General features: G+C 72.4%; 19 protein-coding genes. 13 read left to right on the top strand and 6 right to left on the bottom strand.

Translation table 11 applies throughout. The features are described 5' to 3' along the window. Positions 1-2 precede the first annotated feature (2 nt). From JIG36_RS05970 to lon, 5 genes are all read left to right on the top strand, one after another. Positions 3-1304: a family 4 glycosyl hydrolase gene (locus tag JIG36_RS05970; protein ID WP_203374938.1), complete on the top strand. Its 1302-nt coding sequence runs from the start codon at positions 3-5 to the stop codon at positions 1302-1304. Then, positions 1301-2302, top strand: a complete 1002-nt coding sequence (locus JIG36_RS05965) for a BadF/BadG/BcrA/BcrD ATPase family protein (RefSeq protein WP_203374937.1) — start codon at positions 1301-1303, stop codon at positions 2300-2302. Before JIG36_RS05970 ends, JIG36_RS05965 begins: the two co-directional genes overlap by 4 nt. A 58-nt stretch (positions 2303-2360) precedes the next feature. Next, entirely contained in the window at positions 2361-4628 is a 2268-nt protein-coding gene (locus JIG36_RS05960) for a beta-glucosidase family protein (RefSeq protein WP_203374936.1), read from the top strand. 11 nt (positions 4629-4639) lie between these two features. After that, complete coding sequence (locus JIG36_RS05955; protein WP_203374935.1) at positions 4640-6340, top strand: hypothetical protein; 1701 nt, start codon at positions 4640-4642, stop codon at positions 6338-6340. 120 nt (positions 6341-6460) lie between these two features. After that, on the top strand, positions 6461-8713 hold the full coding sequence (gene lon / locus JIG36_RS05950) for an endopeptidase La (protein WP_236045964.1): 2253 nt from the start codon (positions 6461-6463) through the stop codon (positions 8711-8713). Positions 8714-8774: 61 nt separating this feature from the next. Here lon and JIG36_RS05945 read toward each other — a convergent pair whose 3' ends face one another. After that, complete coding sequence (locus tag JIG36_RS05945; RefSeq protein ID WP_203374934.1) at positions 8775-9962, bottom strand: hypothetical protein; 1188 nt, start codon at positions 9960-9962, stop codon at positions 8775-8777. Positions 9963-10208: 246 nt separating this feature from the next. On the opposite strand from JIG36_RS05945, the gene JIG36_RS05940 reads away from it, so the two are divergent. After that, on the top strand, positions 10209-10787 hold the full coding sequence (locus JIG36_RS05940; protein WP_203374933.1) for a S26 family signal peptidase: 579 nt from the start codon (positions 10209-10211) through the stop codon (positions 10785-10787). 2 nt (positions 10788-10789) lie between these two features. Then, on the top strand, positions 10790-11455 hold the full coding sequence (locus JIG36_RS05935) for a hypothetical protein (RefSeq protein WP_203374932.1): 666 nt from the start codon (positions 10790-10792) through the stop codon (positions 11453-11455). Here JIG36_RS05935 and JIG36_RS05930 read toward each other — a convergent pair. Continuing rightward, a complete protein-coding gene (locus JIG36_RS05930; RefSeq protein WP_203374931.1) occupies positions 11452-12075 on the bottom strand; it encodes a class F sortase in 624 nt (207 codons plus the stop codon). The genes JIG36_RS05935 and JIG36_RS05930 overlap by 4 nt on opposite strands. After that, positions 12072-12896 (bottom strand): DUF4397 domain-containing protein, encoded by an 825-nt coding sequence (locus JIG36_RS05925; RefSeq protein ID WP_203374930.1) that lies wholly within the window; start codon positions 12894-12896, stop codon positions 12072-12074. Before JIG36_RS05925 ends, JIG36_RS05930 begins: the two co-directional genes overlap by 4 nt. Positions 12897-13040: 144 nt before the next feature. On the opposite strand from JIG36_RS05925, the gene JIG36_RS05920 reads away from it, so the two are divergent. The 5 genes from JIG36_RS05920 to JIG36_RS05900 all read left to right on the top strand — a co-directional run bounded on the left by JIG36_RS05920 (position 13041) and on the right by JIG36_RS05900 (position 15973). Beyond that, positions 13041-13619 carry an RNA polymerase sigma factor gene (locus tag JIG36_RS05920; protein WP_203374929.1) on the top strand — a complete coding sequence of 193 codons (579 nt, stop codon included), beginning with the start codon at positions 13041-13043 and terminating at the stop codon, positions 13617-13619. Then, complete coding sequence (locus JIG36_RS05915; protein ID WP_203374928.1) at positions 13573-14256, top strand: anti-sigma factor; 684 nt, start codon at positions 13573-13575, stop codon at positions 14254-14256. Before JIG36_RS05920 ends, JIG36_RS05915 begins: the two co-directional genes overlap by 47 nt. 83 nt (positions 14257-14339) lie before the next feature. Beyond that, on the top strand, positions 14340-14981 hold the full coding sequence (locus JIG36_RS05910) for a fasciclin domain-containing protein (RefSeq protein ID WP_203374927.1): 642 nt from the start codon (positions 14340-14342) through the stop codon (positions 14979-14981). Between the two features lie 99 nt (positions 14982-15080). Then, the gene (locus JIG36_RS05905; protein ID WP_203374926.1) at positions 15081-15662 is read left to right on the top strand and encodes a carboxymuconolactone decarboxylase family protein; all 582 of its coding nucleotides are present in this window, start codon (positions 15081-15083) and stop codon (positions 15660-15662) included. Further along, positions 15659-15973 carry a thioredoxin family protein gene (locus JIG36_RS05900; RefSeq protein WP_203374925.1) on the top strand — a complete coding sequence of 105 codons (315 nt, stop codon included), beginning with the start codon at positions 15659-15661 and terminating at the stop codon, positions 15971-15973. The genes JIG36_RS05905 and JIG36_RS05900 overlap by 4 nt, the downstream gene beginning before the upstream one ends. On the opposite strand, the gene JIG36_RS05895 is transcribed toward JIG36_RS05900, so the two are convergent. After that, entirely contained in the window at positions 15924-16955 is a 1032-nt protein-coding gene (locus JIG36_RS05895; RefSeq protein WP_203374924.1) for a LacI family DNA-binding transcriptional regulator, read from the bottom strand. The genes JIG36_RS05900 and JIG36_RS05895 overlap by 50 nt on opposite strands. Positions 16956-17195: 240 nt before the next feature. Here JIG36_RS05895 and JIG36_RS05890 point away from each other — a divergent pair, with 240 nt between their 5' ends. After that, positions 17196-18989: a DUF1996 domain-containing protein gene (locus JIG36_RS05890; RefSeq protein WP_203374923.1), complete on the top strand. Its 1794-nt coding sequence runs from the start codon at positions 17196-17198 to the stop codon at positions 18987-18989. A 134-nt stretch (positions 18990-19123) separates the two neighbouring features. On the opposite strand, the gene JIG36_RS51605 is transcribed toward JIG36_RS05890, so the two are convergent. Both JIG36_RS51605 and JIG36_RS05880 read right to left on the bottom strand, forming a co-directional pair. Continuing rightward, positions 19124-19708, bottom strand: a complete 585-nt coding sequence (locus tag JIG36_RS51605; RefSeq protein ID WP_203374922.1) for a MarR family transcriptional regulator — start codon at positions 19706-19708, stop codon at positions 19124-19126. Positions 19709-19731: 23 nt separating this feature from the next. Continuing rightward, positions 19732-20448: a DUF4142 domain-containing protein gene (locus tag JIG36_RS05880; protein ID WP_203374921.1), complete on the bottom strand. Its 717-nt coding sequence runs from the start codon at positions 20446-20448 to the stop codon at positions 19732-19734. Positions 20449-20659 lie beyond the last annotated feature (211 nt).

The raw sequence follows: 20659 nt of genomic DNA, 5'->3' as shown, positions 1-20659 counted from the left end.
ACATGGCAGGCATCAAGCTGGTCTACATCGGCGGCGGCTCCTCCCGCGGCGCCGGGACCATGGCCTCGATCCTGGCCCACGGCAAGGAGTTCGACGGTTCCGAGATCGTCATCCAGGACGTCGACCCCGAGCGCCTGCACGCCGTCGAGACCATCGCCCGCAAGATCGCCCGATCGCAGGGGCTCGACATCCGGATCTCGTCGACCACGGACCGCCGGGCCGCGCTGACCGACGCCGACGCCGTGCTGGCCAGTTTCCGGCCCGGCAAATTCGCGGCGCGGGCCCTGGACGAGCGCATCCCGCTCAAGCACGGCGTGATCGGCCAGGAGACGCAGGGACCGGGCGGCTTCTTCATGGCGCTGCGCTCGATCCACATCTACGAGGACATCATCCGCGACCTCGACGCGGTCGCGCCCGACGCGGTCATCTTCAACTACACCAACCCGGTCAACATCGTGTCCCAGGCCGTCACCCGGTTCACCGACCGCACGATCTGGTCGATGTGCGAGGGCCCGATCGTCTTCCCGAAGACGGTGCTGAACGCGGCCGGCCTCGACCCGGCCAAGGCCGACATCGTCATGGCCGGCGTCAACCACAACATCTGGTCGGTCGAGCACACGTACGAGGGTCAGGACCTGATGCCGTTGCTCGACGAGGCCTGGGAGGCGCGCAAGGACGACCCGACCCTGAGCACGCACGCCAAGCGGATGCTCCAGCTGGCCGTCACGATGCGCTCGGTGCCGGCCGACTACTTCCAGTACTACTACTTCCGCGAGGAGGTGCTGCGCGAGCTGCAAGGCGCCCGCACCACCCGCGCCGAAGACCTCCTGGCCGCCCTGCCCGGCTATTGGCAGCACTACGAGGAGCAGATGAACGTCGACGTGCCCGAGCTGGACCCCACCCGGTCCCGCGGCGGCATCCACGAACTGGAACTGGCCATCGACGTGATGAGCGCCTACTACAACAACAAGAGCGCCCGTCTGCCGGTCAACCTGCCCAACACCAGCGGCGCGCTGCCCGGGTTCGACGACGACGTCGTGGTCGAGATGTGGTGCACTGTGGACGGTCAGGGTGTGCGCCCGTTGCCGCAGAAACCCCTTCCCCATGCCGTACGGGGTCTGGTCCAGCAGCTCGCCGAATTCCAGTATCTGGCCGCCGAAGCCGCGTGGAAGGGCACCCGGGCCGACGGGATCCGGGCGCTGGCCGCGAATCCGATGGTCCCGACGCTGCGGGTCGCCGAGGAGCTCTACGACGAGATGGCGTACGCCCACCGCGCGTACCTGCCGGAGCGTCTGCTCAAGTGAGTCGTCGCGCCTATCTGGCCGTCGACGCCGGAAACTCCAAGACGGTCGCCCTCGTCAACGACGCCGAGGGCGCCGTCTTGGGCCGTGGCCGGGGCGGGAACGGCGACATCTACGGGGCTCCGTGCGTCCCCGAGGCCCTGGAATCGGTGTTCACCGCCGTCGGGGCGGCACTGGCCGACGCCGGGCTGAGCGCCGGGGACATCGCCTCGGCGGCGTTCCGGATCGCCGGCGTCGACTATCCCGAGGACGCCGAATTCTGGGACGGGCATGTGCGGGAACGGCTCGGCGGCCTGGGCCGGTGGAGCATCAAGAACGACGCGTACGCCTCCCTGCGGCTCCTCGACGGCTCGGGCGTGGGCGTCTCCATCACCGTCGGCACGGGTCCCGCGGTAGCCGCCCGCGCCGCCGATGGGCGTGAGGAGCATTCGGGCTTCTTCGTCTTCGACCACCTCGGCGGGGGAGGGCTGGGTAACGCGGCCCTCAAGGCGGTGTGCCAGGCGTGGATGGGGATCGCCCCGCCGACCTCGCTCACGACAACCCTGTGCGAGATGTACGACGTTCCGGACGCGTGGCACCTGAGGCACGACTTCACTCGCCGGTTCGGGGCGCGAGCCGCGACCGACCTCTGGCGTGCGTCGAGGGCGGTGCTCGCCGCGGCCGGCGAGGGCGACGCGGTCGCGGTCGACATCGTCCGGGCCCAGGCCGAGGCCTTTGTCCGGTACGCCGGGTGGTGTGCGGAGCGTGCGGGCACGAAGCTGGGCGATCTGCCGGTTCTGCTCAACGGATCTGTTGCCACGTCGGAGTATCCGGCCATGCGGGATGCGCTGCGCGACGAGCTGGCCCGGGTTGCGCCGTCCGTACCGGTGGTGGTCGCCGATGCGTCGCCGTTGAGCGGTGTGGTGCTCGACGCGCTGGCCGAGGGCGGTGTCGACATCAGCCCCGGACTGCTGGCACGGGCCCGGGACGGCCATCCCTTCGATTTCCTCATGACCCTCTGAGACGCGCCCTCCGCACGACGACCGGACGCGCCCTCCGCACGACGACTGAAGGAAACGGATGTTCGACATTTCTGGCCTGACCCTGGAGGAGAAGGCGTCGCTGCTCTCCGGCCACGACGACTGGTACACCGAGGCCATCGAGCGGGCCGGCATCCCGGCCATCGAGGTCGGCGACGGGCCGCATGGGCTGCGCAAGGAGACCGGCGTCGACATGGTCTGGGTGCCCGCCACCGGCTTCCCGACGGCGTCGGCCATGGGCGCCTCCTGGGACCGCGACCTCGTACGGCGGGTGGCCGTCGCCATCGGTGAGGAGGCGCGGGCCGAGGGCGTGCAGGTGGTGCTCGGGCCGGGCGTCAACATGAAACGGTCCCCGCTGTGCGGGCGCAACTTCGAGTACTTCTCCGAGGACCCGTTGCTCTCCGGGGAGCTCGGAACCGCGTATGTGCAAGGGATCCAGTCGGTCGGCGTGGGCTCGTCGCTGAAGCATTTCGCCGCCAACAACCAGGAGATCGAGCGCACCCGCATCTCGGTCGAGGCCGCCGACCGGACCCTGCGCGAGATCTACCTGGCCGCCTTCGAGCGCGTGGTCAAGGCGGCCGACCCGTGGACGGTCATGTGTTCCTACAACCGGCTGCGTGGGGTGCACGCCTCGGAGAACCGCTGGCTGCTCACCACCGTGCTGCGCGAGGAGTGGGGCTACGACGGCGTGGTCGTGTCCGACTGGAATGCCGTCCATCACCGCGTACGGGCCCTGGCCGCCGGTCTGGATCTGGAGATGCCCGGCGCCGGCGGCGTGACCGACGCTGAAGTGGTGGCGGCGGTGAAGGCGGGCGAGCTCGACGAGAGCGTGCTCGACGCCTCAGTCGAGCGGATCCTGGGGCTCGTGGCTCGCAGCTATCCCGGGCCCGAACTGGTGAACGGGCCGGTCATGGACCTGGGCGTGGCGCCCGGCGACCGGCTCTCGGCCGAGCAGCTGGCGTTGTTGCGCGCCGACGAGCACCACGACCTCGCCCGGGAGGCCGCGGCGGGCGGCATCACGTTGCTGCGTAACGAGAACGGCGTGCTGCCGCTCGACCCGCACAAGAGGATCGCCGTCGTCGGGGCCTTCGCCGCGCACGCCCGGATCCAAGGCGGCGGCTCGTCCGGCGTCGACCCGACCCGCGTCGACAATGCCCTCGACGCGCTCGCGGCCGAGTTCGGCGACCGGCTGGCGTATGCACCCGGCTATGTCCATACGCCCAGGGACGCCTACCAGGACGACATCGCCGCCTACCTCGAGGCCCACGGCGCCGCGTTCACCGACGACGGCACCGGCCCGGCCCGCCGGTCGGCCGCGCTGGCCGAGGCGTTGCGTCTGGCCGCGGCGGCCGAACGGGTGGCCGCCGGCCCGCTGTCGCCCCGGGCCCGCACCCTCATCGACGATGCCGTCGAGGTGGCCCGGGACGCCGACGTGATCGTCGTCTTCGCCGGGTTGCCGCTCGCCTTCGAGCAGGAGGCCGACGACCGGACGACCCTGGCCCTTCCCGCCGACCAGGTCGAGCTGATCGGGCGGCTGGCCGGCCTCCCGGCGCCGCTGGTGGTGGTGCTGTCCAACGGTTCCGCGGTGACCATGGACCCGTGGCACGACCGGGCCGACGCGATCGTCGAGGCCTGGCTGCCCGGGCAGGCCGGCGCCGGGGCGGTGGCCGACGTGCTGATGGGCCGGGTCAACCCGTCGGGCAAGGTGGCCGAGACGTTCCCCTTGGCCGTCGAGGACACCCCGGGCTTTGTGAACTGGACGGGGGAGCGGGGCACGGTGCTCTACGGCGAGGGCGTGTTCATCGGATACCGCTGGTACGACGCGCTGCGCCGGGCCGTCCGGTATCCGTTCGGACATGGGTTGTCGTACACCACTTTCGCGTACGGGGAACTGGAAGTTGACGTGGTCGACGCGTCGGCCGGGGTCGTGCGCGTCTCGTGCACGGTCACCAACACCGGCCCGGTGGCCGGCCGCGAGGTGGTTCAGCTCTACGTCGGCGATCCCGACGCCGCGGTGCGCCGCCCCGAGCGGGAACTGCGCGGCTTCGACAAGGTGACCCTCGATCCCGGTGCCTCGGCACGCGTCACGTTCGATCTGGTCAGCCGCGACTTCGCCTACTGGGATGTGGCCGTGGAAGACTGGCGGCGCGAGGGCGGCGAGTTCGTTCTCGAGGTCGGCGCCTCATCGCGCGACATCCGCCTGCGCGCGAGCATCAACCTGCCCGACGACCCGGCCATCGCGCCGCTCGTGCCCGACGAGAAGCTGCTCGAGTTCACGGCGTCCCGCTTCACGGAGGGACACCGGTAGGGTCACGCCCCGTGGACGAGACTCTGTGGCGTGCGTCGATGGTTCACCGCTCCCCGGTTGACGCCGTGGCCGGCGCGGACGGCCTGATCCTGACGGCCGGCCGCGACGGGGCGATCCGGTCGTGGGACGCGCTCACCGGCGAGCCGGCCGGATTCCTGGTCGAGGCCGACGCCACGTTCCTGGCTGTTCTCGACGGGCTGGTGATCGCGGCCGACGCGCAGAGGGTGCGCCGGTTCGAGCTGATTGGCGGTCGCGAGGTGGGGGAGCCGTGGCGGCCGCCGCGCACCTTCGTGCCGGGGTACATCAGCGTCATCACGGCGGCCACGATGGGCGGCCGCCCGGTTGTGGTCGCCCGGGCGAGCGCCGAGCTGTGCCAGTGGGACGCCGTGACCGGTGCGCCGGTCGGCCCGCAGTGGACCGGAAAGGTCGGCAAGCTGCTGGCCCTGACCGCCTGGGACGGGCGGATCGCGACCGGCGGCGACAACGGCGAGGTACGGATCTGGGACGCGGTCACGGGTGAGCCGGCCGGGTCGCCGCTGACCGGTCACGACCGCCCGATCGTCGCGCTGCTGCACGTCGGCGGCGTGCTTCACGGGCAGGAGTTCCTGGGGCCGATCCACCGCTGGGACGTGGCCGGCGGCGAGCCGCGGGGCGTGCTGGAGACGCGGGCCAAGGGCATGGTCGAGGGCGGGCTCGCGGCCACCGCGGACGGCCGGGTGCTGTTCTCGGTCGACCAGGCGGGCTCGCTGTGGCGTTGGGACCTGACCGTTCCGGAGCCGTCCGGCGAGCTGATCGGCGTCGACGTGGAGACGGCCCCGGCCGTCGCGGGCTCGATCGTGGCCGCCGGAACGCGACGCTGGGACGTCACCGGGCGTCCGCTCGGCGACGAGCTGGCCGGCCACGCGGCGGCCGTGCAACGCCTCACCATGGTCGGCGAGTCTGTGCTCGCCTCGTTCGGCCGCGACGGGACACGGCTGTTCGACGTGGCGACCGGCGATCCGATCGGGGCCTTCCGGTCGGGCCTGGATATGGCCGGGGTTCGGCTGGAGGACGGGCGCCTGATCGTGGCCACCGACGACGAGGAGGGCATCGGCCGCTACGACGACCACCTCGAGACCAGCCCGACCAGCACCACCGTGTGGGGAGTCGCCGGCGGTGTGTGGCCGGACGGGCGGCCCTTCTTCGCCGGGGGCACCCTGGGCGGCCAGGTCCACCTCGTCGACGCCCGTACGGGGGCGAGCCTGCGCCGCCCGCTGCCGGTCTCGAAGCAGGACGTGCTGGCCGTCGCGGTCACCACGCTGAGCGACGGCTCCCTGATGCTCGCCACAGGGGGTCACGACCGGCAGATCACCCGCTGGAACCCCGTCACCGGCGAGCAGTTGGGCCCGTCACAGGAGGCCGGCGAGTACTCGGTGATGGAGCTCCACTTCCGGACGCTGGCGGACGGCCGGGTTGTGCTGGTGTCGATCGATGACGACGGCCAGTTCCGGCGCTGGGACGCCCGTACGGGAAAGCCGTTGTCCACGACCGCCGAGGTGGGAGACGTCCTGTTCGCCCGCAGCCACGAGGGTGTGGTCCGCTGCTGGGACCTCGGATCGGGCCGGCTCGTGACCGAGATCCCCGGCGCGAGCGCCGCCGTCGCCGTGACCGGCACCACCCTGGCGATCGGCCGCCCGGACGGCAGCGTGACCGTCACTGTTCGCCGACAGTGAACGCAGGAAGAGGGCGAGGGCCGTCGAGGTTGAGCCCGGCATACTCAACTTCGGAGGTGCCGGGTGACCAGCAAACGTCTTCCCGTGTTGTTCCTTGACGACATCGTCCTGCTGCCGGGCATGGTCGTGCCGGTCGAACTGGACGAGGCGGCCCAGGCCGCCGTCGACGCCGCCCGCACCTCGGCCGCGTCCGAGCTGCTCATCGCGCCCCGGCTCGAGGACCGCTACGCGACCCACGGTGTGGTGGCGAGCGTCAAGCAGGTCGGCAAGTCCCGCGGCGGCACCCCGGCCGCCGTTCTGCGCACCGGTGACCGCGCCCGCATCGGCGGCGGCGTGACCGGGCCCGGCGCGGCCCTGTGGGTCGAGGTCGAGCCGGTCGAGGCCGTCCCCGCGACCGACCAGACCCGCGAACTGGCCGCCGAGTACAAGAAGCTCGTGGTCTCGGTGCTGCAGCGCCGCGAGGCGTGGCAGGTCATCGACTCGGTCAGCGCCATCGACGACCCGGGTGACCTGGCCGACACCGCGGGCTGGGCGCCCTATCTGGCCAACGACCGCAAGCGTGAGCTGCTGGAGACCCCGGACGTCGAAGCCCGCCTCCGCCTGCTGATCGAGTGGACCGGCGACTTCCTGGCCGAGTCCGAGGTCAGCGACAAGATCGAGCACGACGTCCGCGAGTCGGTCGAGAAGCGCAACCGCGAATACCTGCTGCGCGAGCAGCTCAAGGCCATCCGCAAGGAGCTCGGCGAGGACCAGGCCGAGGGCACCGACGACTACCGGGCCCGGGTCGAGGCGGCCGACCTGCCCGACGCCGTGCGCGAGGCGGCGCTGCGCGAGGTCGGCAAGCTCGAACGGGCCGGCGACCAGAACCCCGAGGCGGGCTGGATCCGCACCTGGCTCGACACGGTTCTCGACCTGCCCTGGACCGTGCGCACCACCGACAACACCGACCTGGTCGCGGCCCGGGCGGTGCTCGACGCCGACCACCACGGCCTGGACGAGGTGAAGGACCGCATCGTCGAATACCTGGGTGTGCGGGCCCGCCGCGAGGCGCGTCACCTGGAGACGATCGGCGGCCGCGGTTCCGGTGCGGTGATCCTGCTGGCCGGTCCGCCCGGGGTCGGCAAGACCTCGCTGGGCGAGTCGGTCGCGCGGACCCTGGGCCGCAAGTTCGTGCGGGTCGCCCTGGGTGGCGTGCGCGACGAGGCGGAGATCCGCGGCCACCGTCGTACGTACGTCGGCGCCCTTCCCGGCCGCATCGTGCGCGCCATCCGCGAATCGGGCTCGATGAACCCGGTCGTGCTGCTCGACGAGGTCGACAAGGTCGGCAGCGACTACCGGGGCGACCCGGCCGCGGCGCTGCTGGAGGTGCTGGACCCGGCCCAGAACCACACGTTCCGCGACCACTACCTCGATCTCGATCTCGACCTGTCCGATGTGGTGTTCATCGCAACGGCCAACGTGCTCGAGACGATCCCGCAGGCGCTGTTCGACCGGATGGAGCTCATCCCGATCGACGGCTACACCGAGAGCGACAAGGTCGCCATCGCCCGCGACTTCCTCGTGCCCCGCCAGCTGTCCCGCGCGGCGCTCTCCGAGGAGGAGGTGACGATCACCGAGGAGGCCCTGCGCGAGATCGCCGCCAACTACACCCGGGAGGCCGGTGTACGGTCGTTCGAGCGCCTGCTGGCCAAGGCGTTCCGCAAGGCGGCCCTGTCCGACCTGCCCGTCACCGTCGGCGCCGACGACCTCAAGGACCTGATCGGGCGCCCGCGCTTCATGCCCGAGTCGTCCGAGCGGACGGCCGTGCCCGGGGTCGCCACCGGCCTGGCCGTGACCGGGATGGGCGGTGACGTGCTCTACATCGAGGCGTCGCTGCTGCCCGGCGACAAGGGCGGGCTGTCGGTCACCGGCCAGCTCGGTGACGTGATGAAGGAGTCGGCGCAGATCGCCCTCTCCTACGTGCGGGCCCACGCCGAGGAGCTCGGCATCTCGCCCGAGCAGCTCGACCACCCGATCCACCTGCACGTGCCGGCGGGCGCGGTGCCCAAGGACGGGCCGTCGGCCGGTGTCACCATGACCACCGCGCTGGTCTCGCTGTTGCTCGGCCGCAACGTGCGGGCCGAGGTCGGCATGACCGGTGAGGTGTCGCTGACCGGCCGGGTGCTGCCGATCGGTGGCGTGAAGCAGAAGCTGCTGGCCGCCCAGCGGGCCGGGCTCACCGAGGTCTACCTGCCTCAGCGCAACGAGCCCGACCTCGACGACGTGCCGGCCGACGTGCTGGCCGCGCTGACCGTGCACATCGTCGCCGACGTCCGGGAGATCCTGGAGACGGCGCTGGAGCCGGTCTCCAGCGGTCTGGTCGCGGCGGCCTGACCCCTTTGACGACGGCCGGCCCGGTGCCCCATGTGGGTGCCGGGCCGGCCGTCGCTTGTGGTCAGCGCAGGTGCCACGCCGCGGGGCGGAGGACGCCGTCGGCGTTGCGGACATTGGCCACCAGCAGACCGGCGTCGGTCAGCTCGACCACCGAGGCGATCGACCATCCCTCGGGTGCGGTCAGCGGCGTGCGGACACCGGCCCGCCACGACGAGTAGCTCAGGGTGCCGTCCTCGTGCTCGGCCCGGACGATCATGCGGCCCCCGGTGGCAGCCGCGACCCCCGTCGAGGCGCGCTCGCCCTCGGCGTACGGGACCAGCCGCACCTCACCGGCCGGATTCCAGTACGCGGCCTGCTGCTGGACGTTGCCGGCGATGCCCCCGTCGGTCGCCAGGGCGTTCCGCGAGGACTGGGTCGAATCGCAGGTGAGGCTCGCGAACTGCCCGCCCGTCTGGGTGGCGCGGCTGAGCTCGACATCGGTGCCGGGCACCCCGCCGACGTGCTTGGTGAGGACGAAGGCGATGGTGCCGCCGTCGTTGGAGTAGCCGCTGGAGACGACCGTGCCGTCGGGCAGCACCCGGGTGACGCAGGCGGTGGAGAGCAGGAACGAGCTGAACACCGGAAGGCGGAGCGTCGCGCCCGCCCGCCACAACACCGGGCGGGCGGTGGTGCCCTTGCCGATGCCGTCGGTCACCCAGACCACCGCCGTGGCCGGGCCTCCGACCGAGGCCACCGTACGGCGGTAGCCCGCATCGAGCTCAGCGGTGCCGCGCAACGGGATCCGGCCGCCGTCGCGGGCGACCAGATCGGACTCGCCCATGGGTTCCGCGCCCGCCGTGTACACCCCCAGGGTGCCGCGCGGGCCGACCGCGTCGACGCGCGTGCCGGGAACGAGGGCCGCCGACCGCCCGTCGAGCGACCAGCGCGCGGCCCGCGAGGAGCCGTCGACGGTGACCGCGCCCGCCGCCGCGCCCAGATCGGTGACACCGGTGACCGTGCCGGCGGTCGCGCCCTCGGGCAGGGCCAGCGGCTGCCGCACCCAGCCCACCCGGGGCAGTTCGACCCAGCGCTGCGGAAGTTCCTGGGCGGTGCCGGCGACCACCCCGAGCGGGGAGACGTCGACCGCCGTGCCGGAGGCGGCGCCGGCCGGCAGCGGCAGCAACTCGCCGCGAATCGTGAGCGGGGCCGGGGCGGCGAGCCCGCCGGCGAACAGGATCGGGACGACGGCCGACGCCAGCATATTTATCATGAACGATGTCTATCAGAGCTGCGCCCAGTGTGGTTCCCTGAGCGGCGCTCAGAGGCCGGCGCCAAGACCGGCCGTCGCCGGGCCGAACGGAAACCGACACGGTTGGCGGTCGGACGATTCAGCACGTACGCCGTGGGCTGAGGCTCAGTCCCGGCGCGATCCCGCCGAACGGATGAGAGGAAAGCCGGTCACGGGACGGAGAGACGGGCCTTGCCGCAGGGACAGTGGGCGACAGCCAGGTCGCACGTGCTCGATGTGCTCCTCATCGCGCGCGACGCCGTGCTCGCCTGCGTGGTGGGGATGCTCGTCATCGCCGTCGCACCGATCCTGCTGGGCTGGACGTGCACCGTGGTCGTCTCCGGGTCGATGGAACCGGGGATCCACCCGGGCGACGTCGTCTCGGCGGCCCCGATCCGCGAGGGCACCGCGCCTCCCACGCCCGGGACGGTGGTGCTGGTCGCGGATCCGGCCCGTCCCGGTGAGCTTCTGGTGCACCGGCTGAGGCGCTACGACGACCAGGGCCGCATGATCCTCAAGGGCGACGCGAACCGGGACGAGGACAGCACCCCGGTGCCGATGGACCACCTGCGCGGGACGCCCCGGCTGCGCGTGCCCGTGATCGGCCGGCCGTACGTCTGGATCGAGCAGGGCCGTTTCCTGCCCGCGGCCGCCTTCGGCCTTCTCGTGCTGCTTCTGGCCGCCTGGCAACCCAAAGGACCCTCTTCCCGTACGGGGTCGGGCCGGCGCCCCGCGGCCGGGGTGATCGGCGCGCCCCTGGACGCCGATTACCGCTACCGCGACCTGGTCGACTCGGGGCGGCGCTGAGCATGGGACGACATCGGACGCCGGCGCCACCGCGATCGGCCGGGCAACGGGTCACCGTCGTCGCGGTCATCGCCGGGCTGCTCTCCGCCGGGGCCATCGTTCTCAGCACGAGCTACTCCACCTTCTCCAGCACCACCAACAACACCGGCAACAACTGGTCGGTGGGCAGCGTGGTCCTGGCCGACGACGACTCCGGCAGCGCCATGTTCGTCACCTCGGGCGCCGGCGCCAACCAGATCAACGCGGGCACGCTGAAACCGGGCCAGAGCGTGGTCAACTGCGTCCGCGTGACCTACACCGGCTCGCTGGCGTCGACCGTGGCGCTCTACGCCTCGGCCACCGGCGACAGCAACGGGCCGGGCGGCACCGGCCTGCGCAACTATCTGCACGTCAAGGTCGAGGAGGGCACGTCGGGCACGTTCGGCTGCTCGGGCTTCGCCGGCGCCACCACGATCTGGGACTCCGCGACCCACCCGGGCGCCGCGTCGGACCTGCTGAGCGTCTTCCCGACCACGTACGCGGCCGGGGTCCCCTCGGCCCTGGCGTCGTGGACCGGGCCGGTCTCGCGCACCTACCGCTTCACCATCACCGTCGACAGCTCGACCCCCGACACCTCCCAGAGCGCCGCCGCCTCGGCGACGTTCACCTGGGAGGCCCGCAACAGCTAGGCCGGGACGGCGGTGACGACCACGTTGTCGCGGTAGTGCCGGGTCTCGGCGTCGAACGGCCCGCCACAGGTGATCAGGGTCAGGCGGACCTCGCCGTCGCGGGCGAAATACCGGTCGAGCGGGATCGCCGTCTTGCGGTAGCGCTGCCGGGCCGTCACCTCGAACACCCGTTCCCGACCGCCGCCCGGCCCGGTCAGCGTCACCACGTCGCCCGGCCGCAGCTCGCCGAGCCCGAAGAACGCGCCCTCGCCCTGGGCCGCGCTGTCCACGTGTCCGGCGATCACGATGGAACCGGCCGTCGCCGCGAAACCCGGGCCGAACTTGTACCAGCCGACCCGGTCGACGCTCGGCGGCACGGCGAAATCGCCCGTACGCGGATCCACACCGACCGCGTCCACCGTCGCGTTCAGATCCAGGGCCGCTATCCGAAGCCGTACGGGCGCCGTTTCCCGAGAGACCGTCGGCGCGGGTATCGGTGTGGACGTTGACGTGGACGGGGCCGATGCGGGCGCCGGCACCGCGAAATCGGCTGCGGGCCGGGAGCGGGTGGCCACGACGAGCGTGGCCACCACCAGGACGACGCCCGCGACGATCAAAGGCAGGGCGCGCCCCACTCTCATCGCCGGCGGGGCCGCTGCCGGGCCAGCCCCAGCAGGAACAGCAGGAGGCCGGCCGCGCCCACGCCGTACCAGGGCAGCGACATCCCCCGGTCGGCCCGGCCGCCGTCGCCCGAGGGCACCCCGCCCGGCGCCGAGTGCAGGCCGGTGATGCTCTGGGTCACGAGGTCGAGCGTCTTGTCCTCGGCCGACCCGACGGCGTAGACGACGGTCGCCGTGCCCTCCTTCAGGTCGAGGTCGGCCGGGCCCAGCACCCGGGTCTGCGTGCCGGCCAGCACCACGTCGGCCGAGACCGTCCCGGCGTCCAGGTCGGCCTTGCCCTCCTTGCCGTTGGTCACGCCGGAGAAGACCGGCTTCCCGCCGGCCCGCACGTCGACCGCGGGCGCGGCGGCGGCGTGCCGCACGATCAGGCGGGCCTGACCGGCCGGGAGCCTCGCGGTGTCGTTGACGAACGGGGTCAGGGCCGGCTTGCCGTCCGCGGTCAGGTGCGCCACCAGGCTGATGTTGCGGTCGCCCGGAACCTCGGCGTCGTCCACCTTCAACAGCGCGTTGCCGATGGCGTCGCCCGGCTTGGTGAGCGCGATGTCGTAGCTCCCGGCGGGCAGGCTCAACGGGCCCGCGACCTTGCCCGGCTGGAACCCGGGCAGCGTCTTCTTGCCGTTGACGTAGACGTCCACCGGCTGGCCCGGGATGCCGTGGACCACCGTCACCTGCGCGTTCGCCCGGGCATAGGCGGGAGCGGACGTGAAGGCGGCGGTGGTGCCGAGGGCGATCAGCGTGACCGCCCCGGCCGCGACCGCACGTCGGGGACTCAGGATGCGCATCGGTTCTCCTCCAGCAGATCTCCGTGAATGCGTACGCCCGGTCCTTCGTTTCGCCCCCGCCCGGTGGATGCAGCGAAATCCGGACGCATCCAACCACCCCCTCGGCTCCGAACACCTCCTGAACCCCTGCGCGGAAGGAGGTCGATGAACTCCGACGACGAGCTCGCCGAGCGGTTACGCGACGGCGACGAGAAAGCTTTACGGACGGCGTACGAACGGCACGGTGCCGCGGTGCTCTATCTGGCGCAGCGCCTGCTCGGCAACCGGGCCGACGCCGAGGACGTCACCCAGGTGACGTTCGTCGCCGCGTGGACCGGGCGCGACGGTTTCGACCCGCAGCGCGGCACGATGCTGGGCTGGCTGCTCGGGATCGCCCGGCGCAAGGCCGTCGACCGCCTGCGCTCGGCCGCCCGCGACACCCGGGTGACCGAGTCCGTACGGGCCCAGCTCGCCCCGCCCGACGGGCTCGAGACCCCGGAACGGGTCGTCGACCGGCTGGTCGTGGCCGACGAGCTGGGCCGGCTGCCCGAGGAGCAACGGCGCACCCTCGAACTGGCATTCTTCGACGACCTGACCCACCACCAGATAGCGACCGTGACCGGCTTGCCCCTGGGCACGGTCAAGAGCCATATCCGGCGTGGAATGGCGAACCTGCGACGTCGATGGGAGGTGGACGGTGCGGCATCTGGATCCCGATCGGCTGGTCCTACTCGCGCTCTCTGACGAACCGCGGGACCCGGGGGAGTCGGAGCACCTCGCGGGCTGCGCCGACTGCCGGCACGAGCTCGACGCGTTCCGCGGCGTCGCCGGCCTCGGCAGCGAGGCCCAGGATCTGCGCGACCTGCCTCCGCCGCCGGAGCACGTGTGGCGGGCCATCGAGGCCGGCATCGTCTCTCCGGTCCGCGCCCGCACCCGTCGGCGCCGTCCCCGCTGGGTCACCACGGCGGTCATCGCCGCGGCGGCGGCGGTGGTCGCGGTCGCGGGCACGGTCGTCGTGGAACGGGTCGTCGACCGGTCCGCGGCCGAGCAGGTCACGGCCCGGGCCACCCTGAAGCCCCTGGCCACGGTTCCGGCCGACGCCGGGGGCAGCGTCCGGGTGCTGGCCGATGGGAAGATGAGCATCGACGTGCGCAACCTGCCGCTGACCACCGGCTTCCACGAGGTGTGGCTCATCGACCCGGACGACCTCAGCCGGATGGTGGCCCTGGGCAGCCTCACCGACCGGCCCGACGCGGTGCTGCCGGTGCCACCCGGCACCGACCTCAACCGCTACCGGCTGGTGGACATCAGCGACGAGCCGCACGACGGCGACGCCGCGCATTCGGGCCGCAGCCTGCTGCGCGGAACCCTGACGTCCTGAGTGCATCCACGGCATCGACGACGGGCGAAGGACGGGGTGATGGCAGTGCCGCCATCACCCCGTACGGGAAAGGAATTCAGACCATGAGGATCACCCGAGCCGCCGCCGTCGTCAGTGCCGCCCTGGTCGCCTGCACCCTGAGCGCCTCGCCGGCCGCCGCCCACGGCAAACCCAAGCCGCTGGGCACGAAGTCGCTGGCCGCGGTGCTGACCGCCGACAAGAGCGGCTTCGACCGCAACGGCAACGACTACGACATCCTGACCGCCGCGGTTCTCGCCGTGCTCAAGGCCAAGCCGTCCAGCCCGGTCAAGGTGCTGACCGACGGCAAGGTCGCGCTGACCGCGTTCGTGCCGAACGACCGCGCCTTCCAGATCCTGGTGGCCGACCTGCAGCGGAGCAAGCGGCTGCCGGGCGAGAAGGCCGCGTTCACCGCCGTCGCCGGGCTCGGCATCGGCACGGTCGAGGGCATTCTGCTGTACCACGTGGTGCCGGGCGCCACGATCGACCGGAAGGCGGCGCTGAAGTCGGACGGCGCTCGCCTGAAGACGGCTGCGGGCGCCGCCGTGAAGGTGGACGTCTCCGGCGTGTGCTGGAAGCGGGTCAAGCTGATCGACGCCGACCGCAACGACCGCGACCCGCGCGTGGTCCGTTTCGATCTGAACAAGGGCAACCGTCAGATCGCGCATGGCATCGACCGGGTGCTGCGGCCGGCCGACCTGCCCTGAGCAGCCCGTTTTCCCCTCCCGGCCGGTCCCGCTCTTGACCGTCCGGGAGGGCGGGGGCACGATGGTGGCAATCGATTGCCACGACGTACGGAGGGCGCCATGCCCCGGATCAGTTATGTCGACCCCGCCTCGATCACCGACCCCGAGCTGGCCGGCTATCTGGAGGACTCCCGGCGCTACGGCACGCCGCGGCTGGAGAGCCAGGCCATCCGCGCGCACGTCCCGGCCGTGTTGCGCACCTTCAACCGCTCGTGGCAGGAGGTGTTCCGCGAGGGCGTGCTCGACCACAACATCAAGGAACTGGCCCGGGTGTTCGTCGCCAAGTCGCTGGACTGCGGATACTGCGCGGGGCAGCGGTCACACCTCACCGACCTGACCGAGCGCGAGTTCGACGACGTGATCGAGTTCCGCCGGTCCGAGCGCTTCTCCGGCCGCGAGAAGGCAGCGCTGCTGCTGGCCGAGGCGATCGCCTGGGAACCGTCGATGGCCGACGACGCCGTCTGGGAACAGCTGCACGAACACTTCACCGAGCCCGAGATCGTCGAGCTCGGCTATTTCATCGGTCTCACGATGGGGCAGCAGAAGTTCCTCAAGACCCTGGGGATCCGCCACGGCGAGCTCGGCCGGGACAACACCGCCGGGCTGGCCCCGGAGGTCGCCGAGTCGATGACGGCGTCATGAGGGCGACCACCGACGCCGGGTTCGCGACCGAGGTTCTGGCCGGCGGCACCGTGCTGGTCGACTTCCGGGCCGACTGGTGCGGCCCGTGTCGGCAGCTCGCCCCGGTCCTCGAAGCGCTGGAGGCCGAGTTGGCGAGCCGCCTCACCGTCCTCGCGGTCGACGTGGACGACAACCCGGCGACGGCCCGCCGCTACGAGGTGTCCGGCCTGCCGGCGCTGATCCTGTTCGTCGACGGCGAGCCGGTGCACCGCATGCTCGGGGTCAGGCCGAAGAGCGTGCTGCGGGCCGAGCTGGAGCCGTGGATTCCCTGACCACCAGCTCGGTGGTGACCGAGACGTGCTCGACGGCGGCCGCGGGGTCGGCGATGCGGTCCACGATCAGCCGGGCCGCCTGCCGGCCCAGTTCCGCCTGGTCGATGGCGACCGTCGTCAACGCCGGCCGCAGCCACTCGGCCAGCGGCATGTCGTTGATGCCGACCAGCGACACGTCCTGCGGGCAGCGCAGGCCGCGCTCGGCGATCGCGGCGTAGCAGCCGACCGCGATCAGGTCGTTGCCCGCCAGCACCGCCGTCACCTCGCCCCGGTCCAGCAGCTTGTGGCAGGCGAGCCGGCCGGCGGCCGCGGTGTACTGCCCGGCGCGCACGACCCACGACCGCCGCGGCGTGATCCCGGCGCCGCGCAGGGCCGCCCGGTAGGCCTGCTCCCGCACCGCGGTGACCGAGACGGCGGTCGGCCCGGCCAGGTGCCCGATCGCGGTGTGCCCGAGCCCGCGCAGATGGTCCACGGCCTGGCCGATCCCGCGGGCGTCGTCGCTGGTCACGCTGGGCGCGGTGGCCTCGGTCAGCCGGTTCACCAGCACCACCGGCACGCCCTCGCCGACCAGCGCCGCGACCGGGGCGTCCGGTCGTCCGGCCGAGGCGATCACATAGCCGTCGCACCGCCGGGCGCGGAAGACCTCGAGCAGATCAGATTCCCGCCGTACGTCGTTGTCCGTGCTGGCCAGCAGGGCCTCGAGACCGTGGTCGCGAAGCACGTCCTGCACGCCCCGCACGACCGGCGGATAGAACGGGTTGAGCAGGTCGGGCACCAGCACGCCGACGGTGCCCGAGCGGCGGCTGCGCAGCGACCGGCCGACCGGGTCGACCACATAGCCGAGTTCGGTCGCCGCCTGTACGACGCGTGCCGTCGTCTCCGCGCTGATCCGGCCGGGCAGCAGCGGGTTGAGCGCCCGCGAGGCCGTCGCCGGATGCACCCCGGCCGCCCGCGCCACGTCCTTGATGGTGAGCCGGTCCACGCCGCCCACCCTAGGCCCCCGGCCCCCTAGGTTCCCGGCCTCCTGGGCTTCCGGCCCCTCGGCTCCCGGCCTCTTGGGCTTCCGGCCCCTCGGCTCCCGGCCTCCTGGGCTTCCGGCCCCCAAGTCCTTACGGACCGGTGACGTGACCGCCGCGCGTCGATCGGCCGGGCCCTCGGTCGCCGTACCCGACTTCGCCAGCCGGCGCCGCGACGGGCCGGGCATCGCGAACGAGGAGAAACCATGAGGACGCTGAGGACACGCCGGTGGCGGCCGCCGTCATCGAAGGCGAGGACCGTACGGCTGGCGCTGGCCGCGGCCGTGCTGGCGGCGACCGGGGCGTTGACCGTCACCTTCGTCTCCAGCGGCGGCAAGGGCACGGCGGACGCCGCGACCCGGCTGTCGGACTACGTCCCGATCCAGGACGTCCGGCCCAACGTCGCGGCGCCGAAACCCGGCCCCGGCGCCGCCACCGGCCGGTTCACCGTGGACTGCGGGGTCAACCGGAACGGCAAGTTCAGCCCCGACAACCCGGTCGCCCAGCCGGGGATCCGCAACGGCGCCGAGCACCTGCACGACTTCGTCGGCAACCTCGCCATCACCGCCGACTCCTCCGACGCCGACCTGGCCGCGGCCGGCACCACCTGCCGCAACGGCGACCGGTCGTCCTACTTCTGGCCGGTGGTGCGCATCGACCGCTCGGTGCGGGGCGAAGGTGACGTCCAGCGGGCCCTCGCCGCCACCTCGGGCTCGGTGGTCTGCCCGTCGGTCCGCTCGAAGCTGCCCGCCGTGCCGGCCTCGGTGAAGACCGCCGTCGACGCGCGGCTGGCCGACCTCGACCGCGCCGAGGTCGCGGCCAACCGGCGGGTGCTGACCGTCCGGGGCGTGAACCCGGCGGTGAACCGTGAGGTGCTGCAAGGACTGAGCGCCGGTCGTACGGCCGCCCTGGCCGACATCAGCGAGATGATCCGGTCCGCCGGTGGACGGCGCCCGGCCGGCCTGGTCTCGCTGACCGACTGCGACGTCAGCTACGACGCCATCCACGCGAGCCTGCACGGTGGCCGGGGCGACGCCGGGCGGGCCAACCCGATCGTGCGGTGCCCGAACGTCCGGGACCGGCTCCCCGGCGTGCCGCGCCGGGCGTTGGCCGATGTCGACCGGGCGCTGGCCGACCTCGACCGGCAGGTCTCGCGGGCCAACCAGCAGCTGATCACCGGCCGCGGCGACGTTCTGGGGCCGCTGCGGGCGGAACGGGCCGCCGCGCTCAACCGGATCGCCGCTGCCATCGGACGCTATGCCGCCCGGCCGGACGGGCTCGGCACGCTCGCCGGCTGCTCGCTCGACCAACGCGGCGGCCACCAGGGCACGCCCGCGCCTGGTGGCAGCGCGAACCCGCCCGGTGGCGCCAGCCCGTCGGCCCCGCCTGCTGGTGGTGCTAACCCGCCTGCTGGTGGCGCGACCTCGCTGCCCGACCCCCAGGGCCCGAACCGTGAGCTGCCCGGCAACACCGGCACGATCGTGCGGCCGGCTTCGGTGCTCATCGAGTACCGCGGCAACCCGACCGGACAGGTCGTCGCGATGCCCCGGTTCCTGCGCGCGCTGACCGGCGACGCCAAGCCCTCCAGCCGGGGCCCGGCCAACGCCCGCGCCACCTGGACGTGTTCCGGATTCGCGGACCGGCTGTCCGACCGCTATCCGGTCTGCCCGGCCGGGAGCCAGGTTCAGCGGCTGCAGGACTTCCCGGGCTGCTGGGACGGCCGCAACACCGACAGCGCCAACCACCGGGACCACGTCGCGTTCGCCGACCGCACCACCGGGGCCTGCCCGGAGGGCTTCGTGGCCGTGCCCCAGCTGCGGATCACCATCTCGTACGACATTCCCCAGGACGTGCAGACCAAGGGCCAGTACGCCCTCGACTCGTTCCCGGAGGAGGACCACAACCCGTTCTCCGACCACAACGACTTCGTCAACGTGAACTCGTCCCGCACCATGAACCGCATCGTGGCCTGCCTCAACCGCGGCGCCACCTGCCGCTGACCGGCCGTTCCCACCCCCGAGCCGCACCCGGAGTTCCCGCGTTCCGGTTCGGGGGTGCCGCCCCGGGTCTCGATCGCCGACGACGGCGTGGCGGAGGGGCCGTAGCTCACGGCCCTTCCGCCCGGCGCGGACGGTCAGGGTGTCTTCCACCGCCGCCACCACTCGGTGTCGGGCAGTTCGCCGGTGAGTTCCACGAGCGCGTTGAGGGTCGCGGCCAGACCGAGCGGCCGGGTCAGCGACAACTCGGTGATCATCTCGGCCAGGGCCGTGCGCCGGCGCCGCATCACCTCACCCACCAGCTCGCGGCCGCCGTCGGTGAGCACGATCCAGGCCGCGCGCCGGTCGTCGGGGCGTTCCTGCCGGGCGACCAGTTCCTTGCGGGCGAGGCGGTTGCACATGCGGGTCGCCGTGGACGACGTGACACCCAGCTCGTGGGCCAGATCGACGATGCGCTGCGGTCCGTGTGAGACGAGGAAGACCAGCGTGCGGTACTGCGGGAGGGTGACCTCCTCGTCGAGGTCGGCCAGTGACCGGGCAGCCAGGCCGACGAAGGCCCGGCTGAGCGCCAGCAGGGCACCGACCACCTCTTCCTCGCCCGGCGAGAGCGTCGGCTCCTCGCCCGGGGAGAGCGTCGGCCCCTCACCGGGGGAAAGCGTCGGCTCCTCGCCCGGGGAGAGCGTCGGCTCCTCGCCTGGGGAGAGCGTCGGCTGCGAAGTCACCCGGACACTGTGGCACGTGCTGATCACCCGCGTGCGCGCACCATCCGCATCACGGTCACCCCGGCCACGCCCAGCATGACCACCAGCACACCCACCAGAACGGTGGTGCTGACCGGCGGGGTAAGACCGGCGTTGGCCTCGGCGATCGCGAGCGCGGAGAGGTCCTGGGCCGGCGGGAGGGCGGCCGGGGGCAGACGTTCGTACTGGACCAGGCCGGTGCTCTCCAGCATCTTCATGTGGTTCATCACGAAGATGTTGGCGTCGTCGGCCAGCTTGCGGACGATCGGGTCGCGAGTGGAGGCGCGGACCGCCCCGATCACCGGGAAGATCTTGCCGTGAGCGGCCCGCAGGCGGGTCACGAAGATCTGGTCGAACTGGCGGCCCTTGGCGTTCTGCATCTCGCCGAGCCAGCCCTGCTGCTCCGCGGTCGGAGTGGAGGGAATGCTCGCGCCGAGCTTGTTGGCGGCGTCGACGACCAGCTGATCGAGCTTCACGTGCTGCTCGGCGATCATCGTGCCGACCTGTCCCACTTTCGTGTTGCCGCGCTGGGCGGCCATCTGACCGGCCGGGATCTCCCACAGGCCGGCCTGCCGTACGCCGTTGAGCAGCAACATGTCGGCCGCGTTGAGCTGGGTCGGCAGTCCCGGGTCGGCGACGGCCGCGCCGGGTGTCGTCGCCAGCGCCGCCACGACGGCGGCCACGGCCACCGCAGCTCGGCGGGCAAGGTTCGGGCGAAGCATCGGTCTACCTCCACGGCGTCAGCGGTCGTCGCCAGGAAGTACGGCCATGGTCAGAGAAAGGTTCACTAATGCACGTGTTTTTGGACGGCCGACCCACAAACCGGTATCGACTGTGCTGCGCGACCGTCTCGCGCTCCGGCGCGCGGCGATGGCGCGGACGGGTCGGGTTACGCCTCGGCGTTCGGGCGCGGGCGACGGGGGCTCACGCCTG

It is taken from the genome of Paractinoplanes ovalisporus, from assembly GCF_016834655.1.
Taxonomy (GTDB): Bacteria; Actinomycetota; Actinomycetes; order Mycobacteriales; family Micromonosporaceae; genus Actinoplanes; species Actinoplanes ovalisporus.
This window is presented reverse-complemented; position numbering and strand designations above follow the sequence as displayed.

Bases quoted from the DNA above. Each gene is read 5' to 3' on its own strand.
- JIG36_RS05905 (WP_203374926.1), top strand. From the start codon at position 15,081: ATGCCCCGGATCAGTTATGTCGACCCCGCCTCGATCACCGACCCCGAG.
- JIG36_RS05925 (WP_203374930.1), bottom strand. From the start codon at position 12,896: ATGCGCATCCTGAGTCCCCGACGTGCGGTCGCGGCCGGGGCGGTCACG.
- JIG36_RS05910 (WP_203374927.1), top strand. From the start codon at position 14,340: ATGAGGATCACCCGAGCCGCCGCCGTCGTCAGTGCCGCCCTGGTCGCC.
- JIG36_RS05890 (WP_203374923.1), top strand. From the start codon at position 17,196: ATGAGGACGCTGAGGACACGCCGGTGGCGGCCGCCGTCATCGAAGGCG.
- JIG36_RS05960 (WP_203374936.1), top strand. From the start codon at position 2,361: ATGTTCGACATTTCTGGCCTGACCCTGGAGGAGAAGGCGTCGCTGCTC.
- JIG36_RS05880 (WP_203374921.1), bottom strand. From the start codon at position 20,448: ATGCTTCGCCCGAACCTTGCCCGCCGAGCTGCGGTGGCCGTGGCCGCC.
- JIG36_RS05935 (WP_203374932.1), top strand. From the start codon at position 10,790: ATGGGACGACATCGGACGCCGGCGCCACCGCGATCGGCCGGGCAACGG.
- JIG36_RS05945 (WP_203374934.1), bottom strand. From the start codon at position 9,962: ATGATAAATATGCTGGCGTCGGCCGTCGTCCCGATCCTGTTCGCCGGC.
- JIG36_RS05920 (WP_203374929.1), top strand. From the start codon at position 13,041: ATGAACTCCGACGACGAGCTCGCCGAGCGGTTACGCGACGGCGACGAG.
- JIG36_RS05970 (WP_203374938.1), top strand. From the start codon at position 3: ATGGCAGGCATCAAGCTGGTCTACATCGGCGGCGGCTCCTCCCGCGGC.
- JIG36_RS05930 (WP_203374931.1), bottom strand. From the start codon at position 12,075: ATGAGAGTGGGGCGCGCCCTGCCTTTGATCGTCGCGGGCGTCGTCCTG.
- lon (WP_236045964.1), top strand. From the start codon at position 6,461: ATGGTCGTGCCGGTCGAACTGGACGAGGCGGCCCAGGCCGCCGTCGAC.
- JIG36_RS05900 (WP_203374925.1), top strand. From the start codon at position 15,659: ATGAGGGCGACCACCGACGCCGGGTTCGCGACCGAGGTTCTGGCCGGC.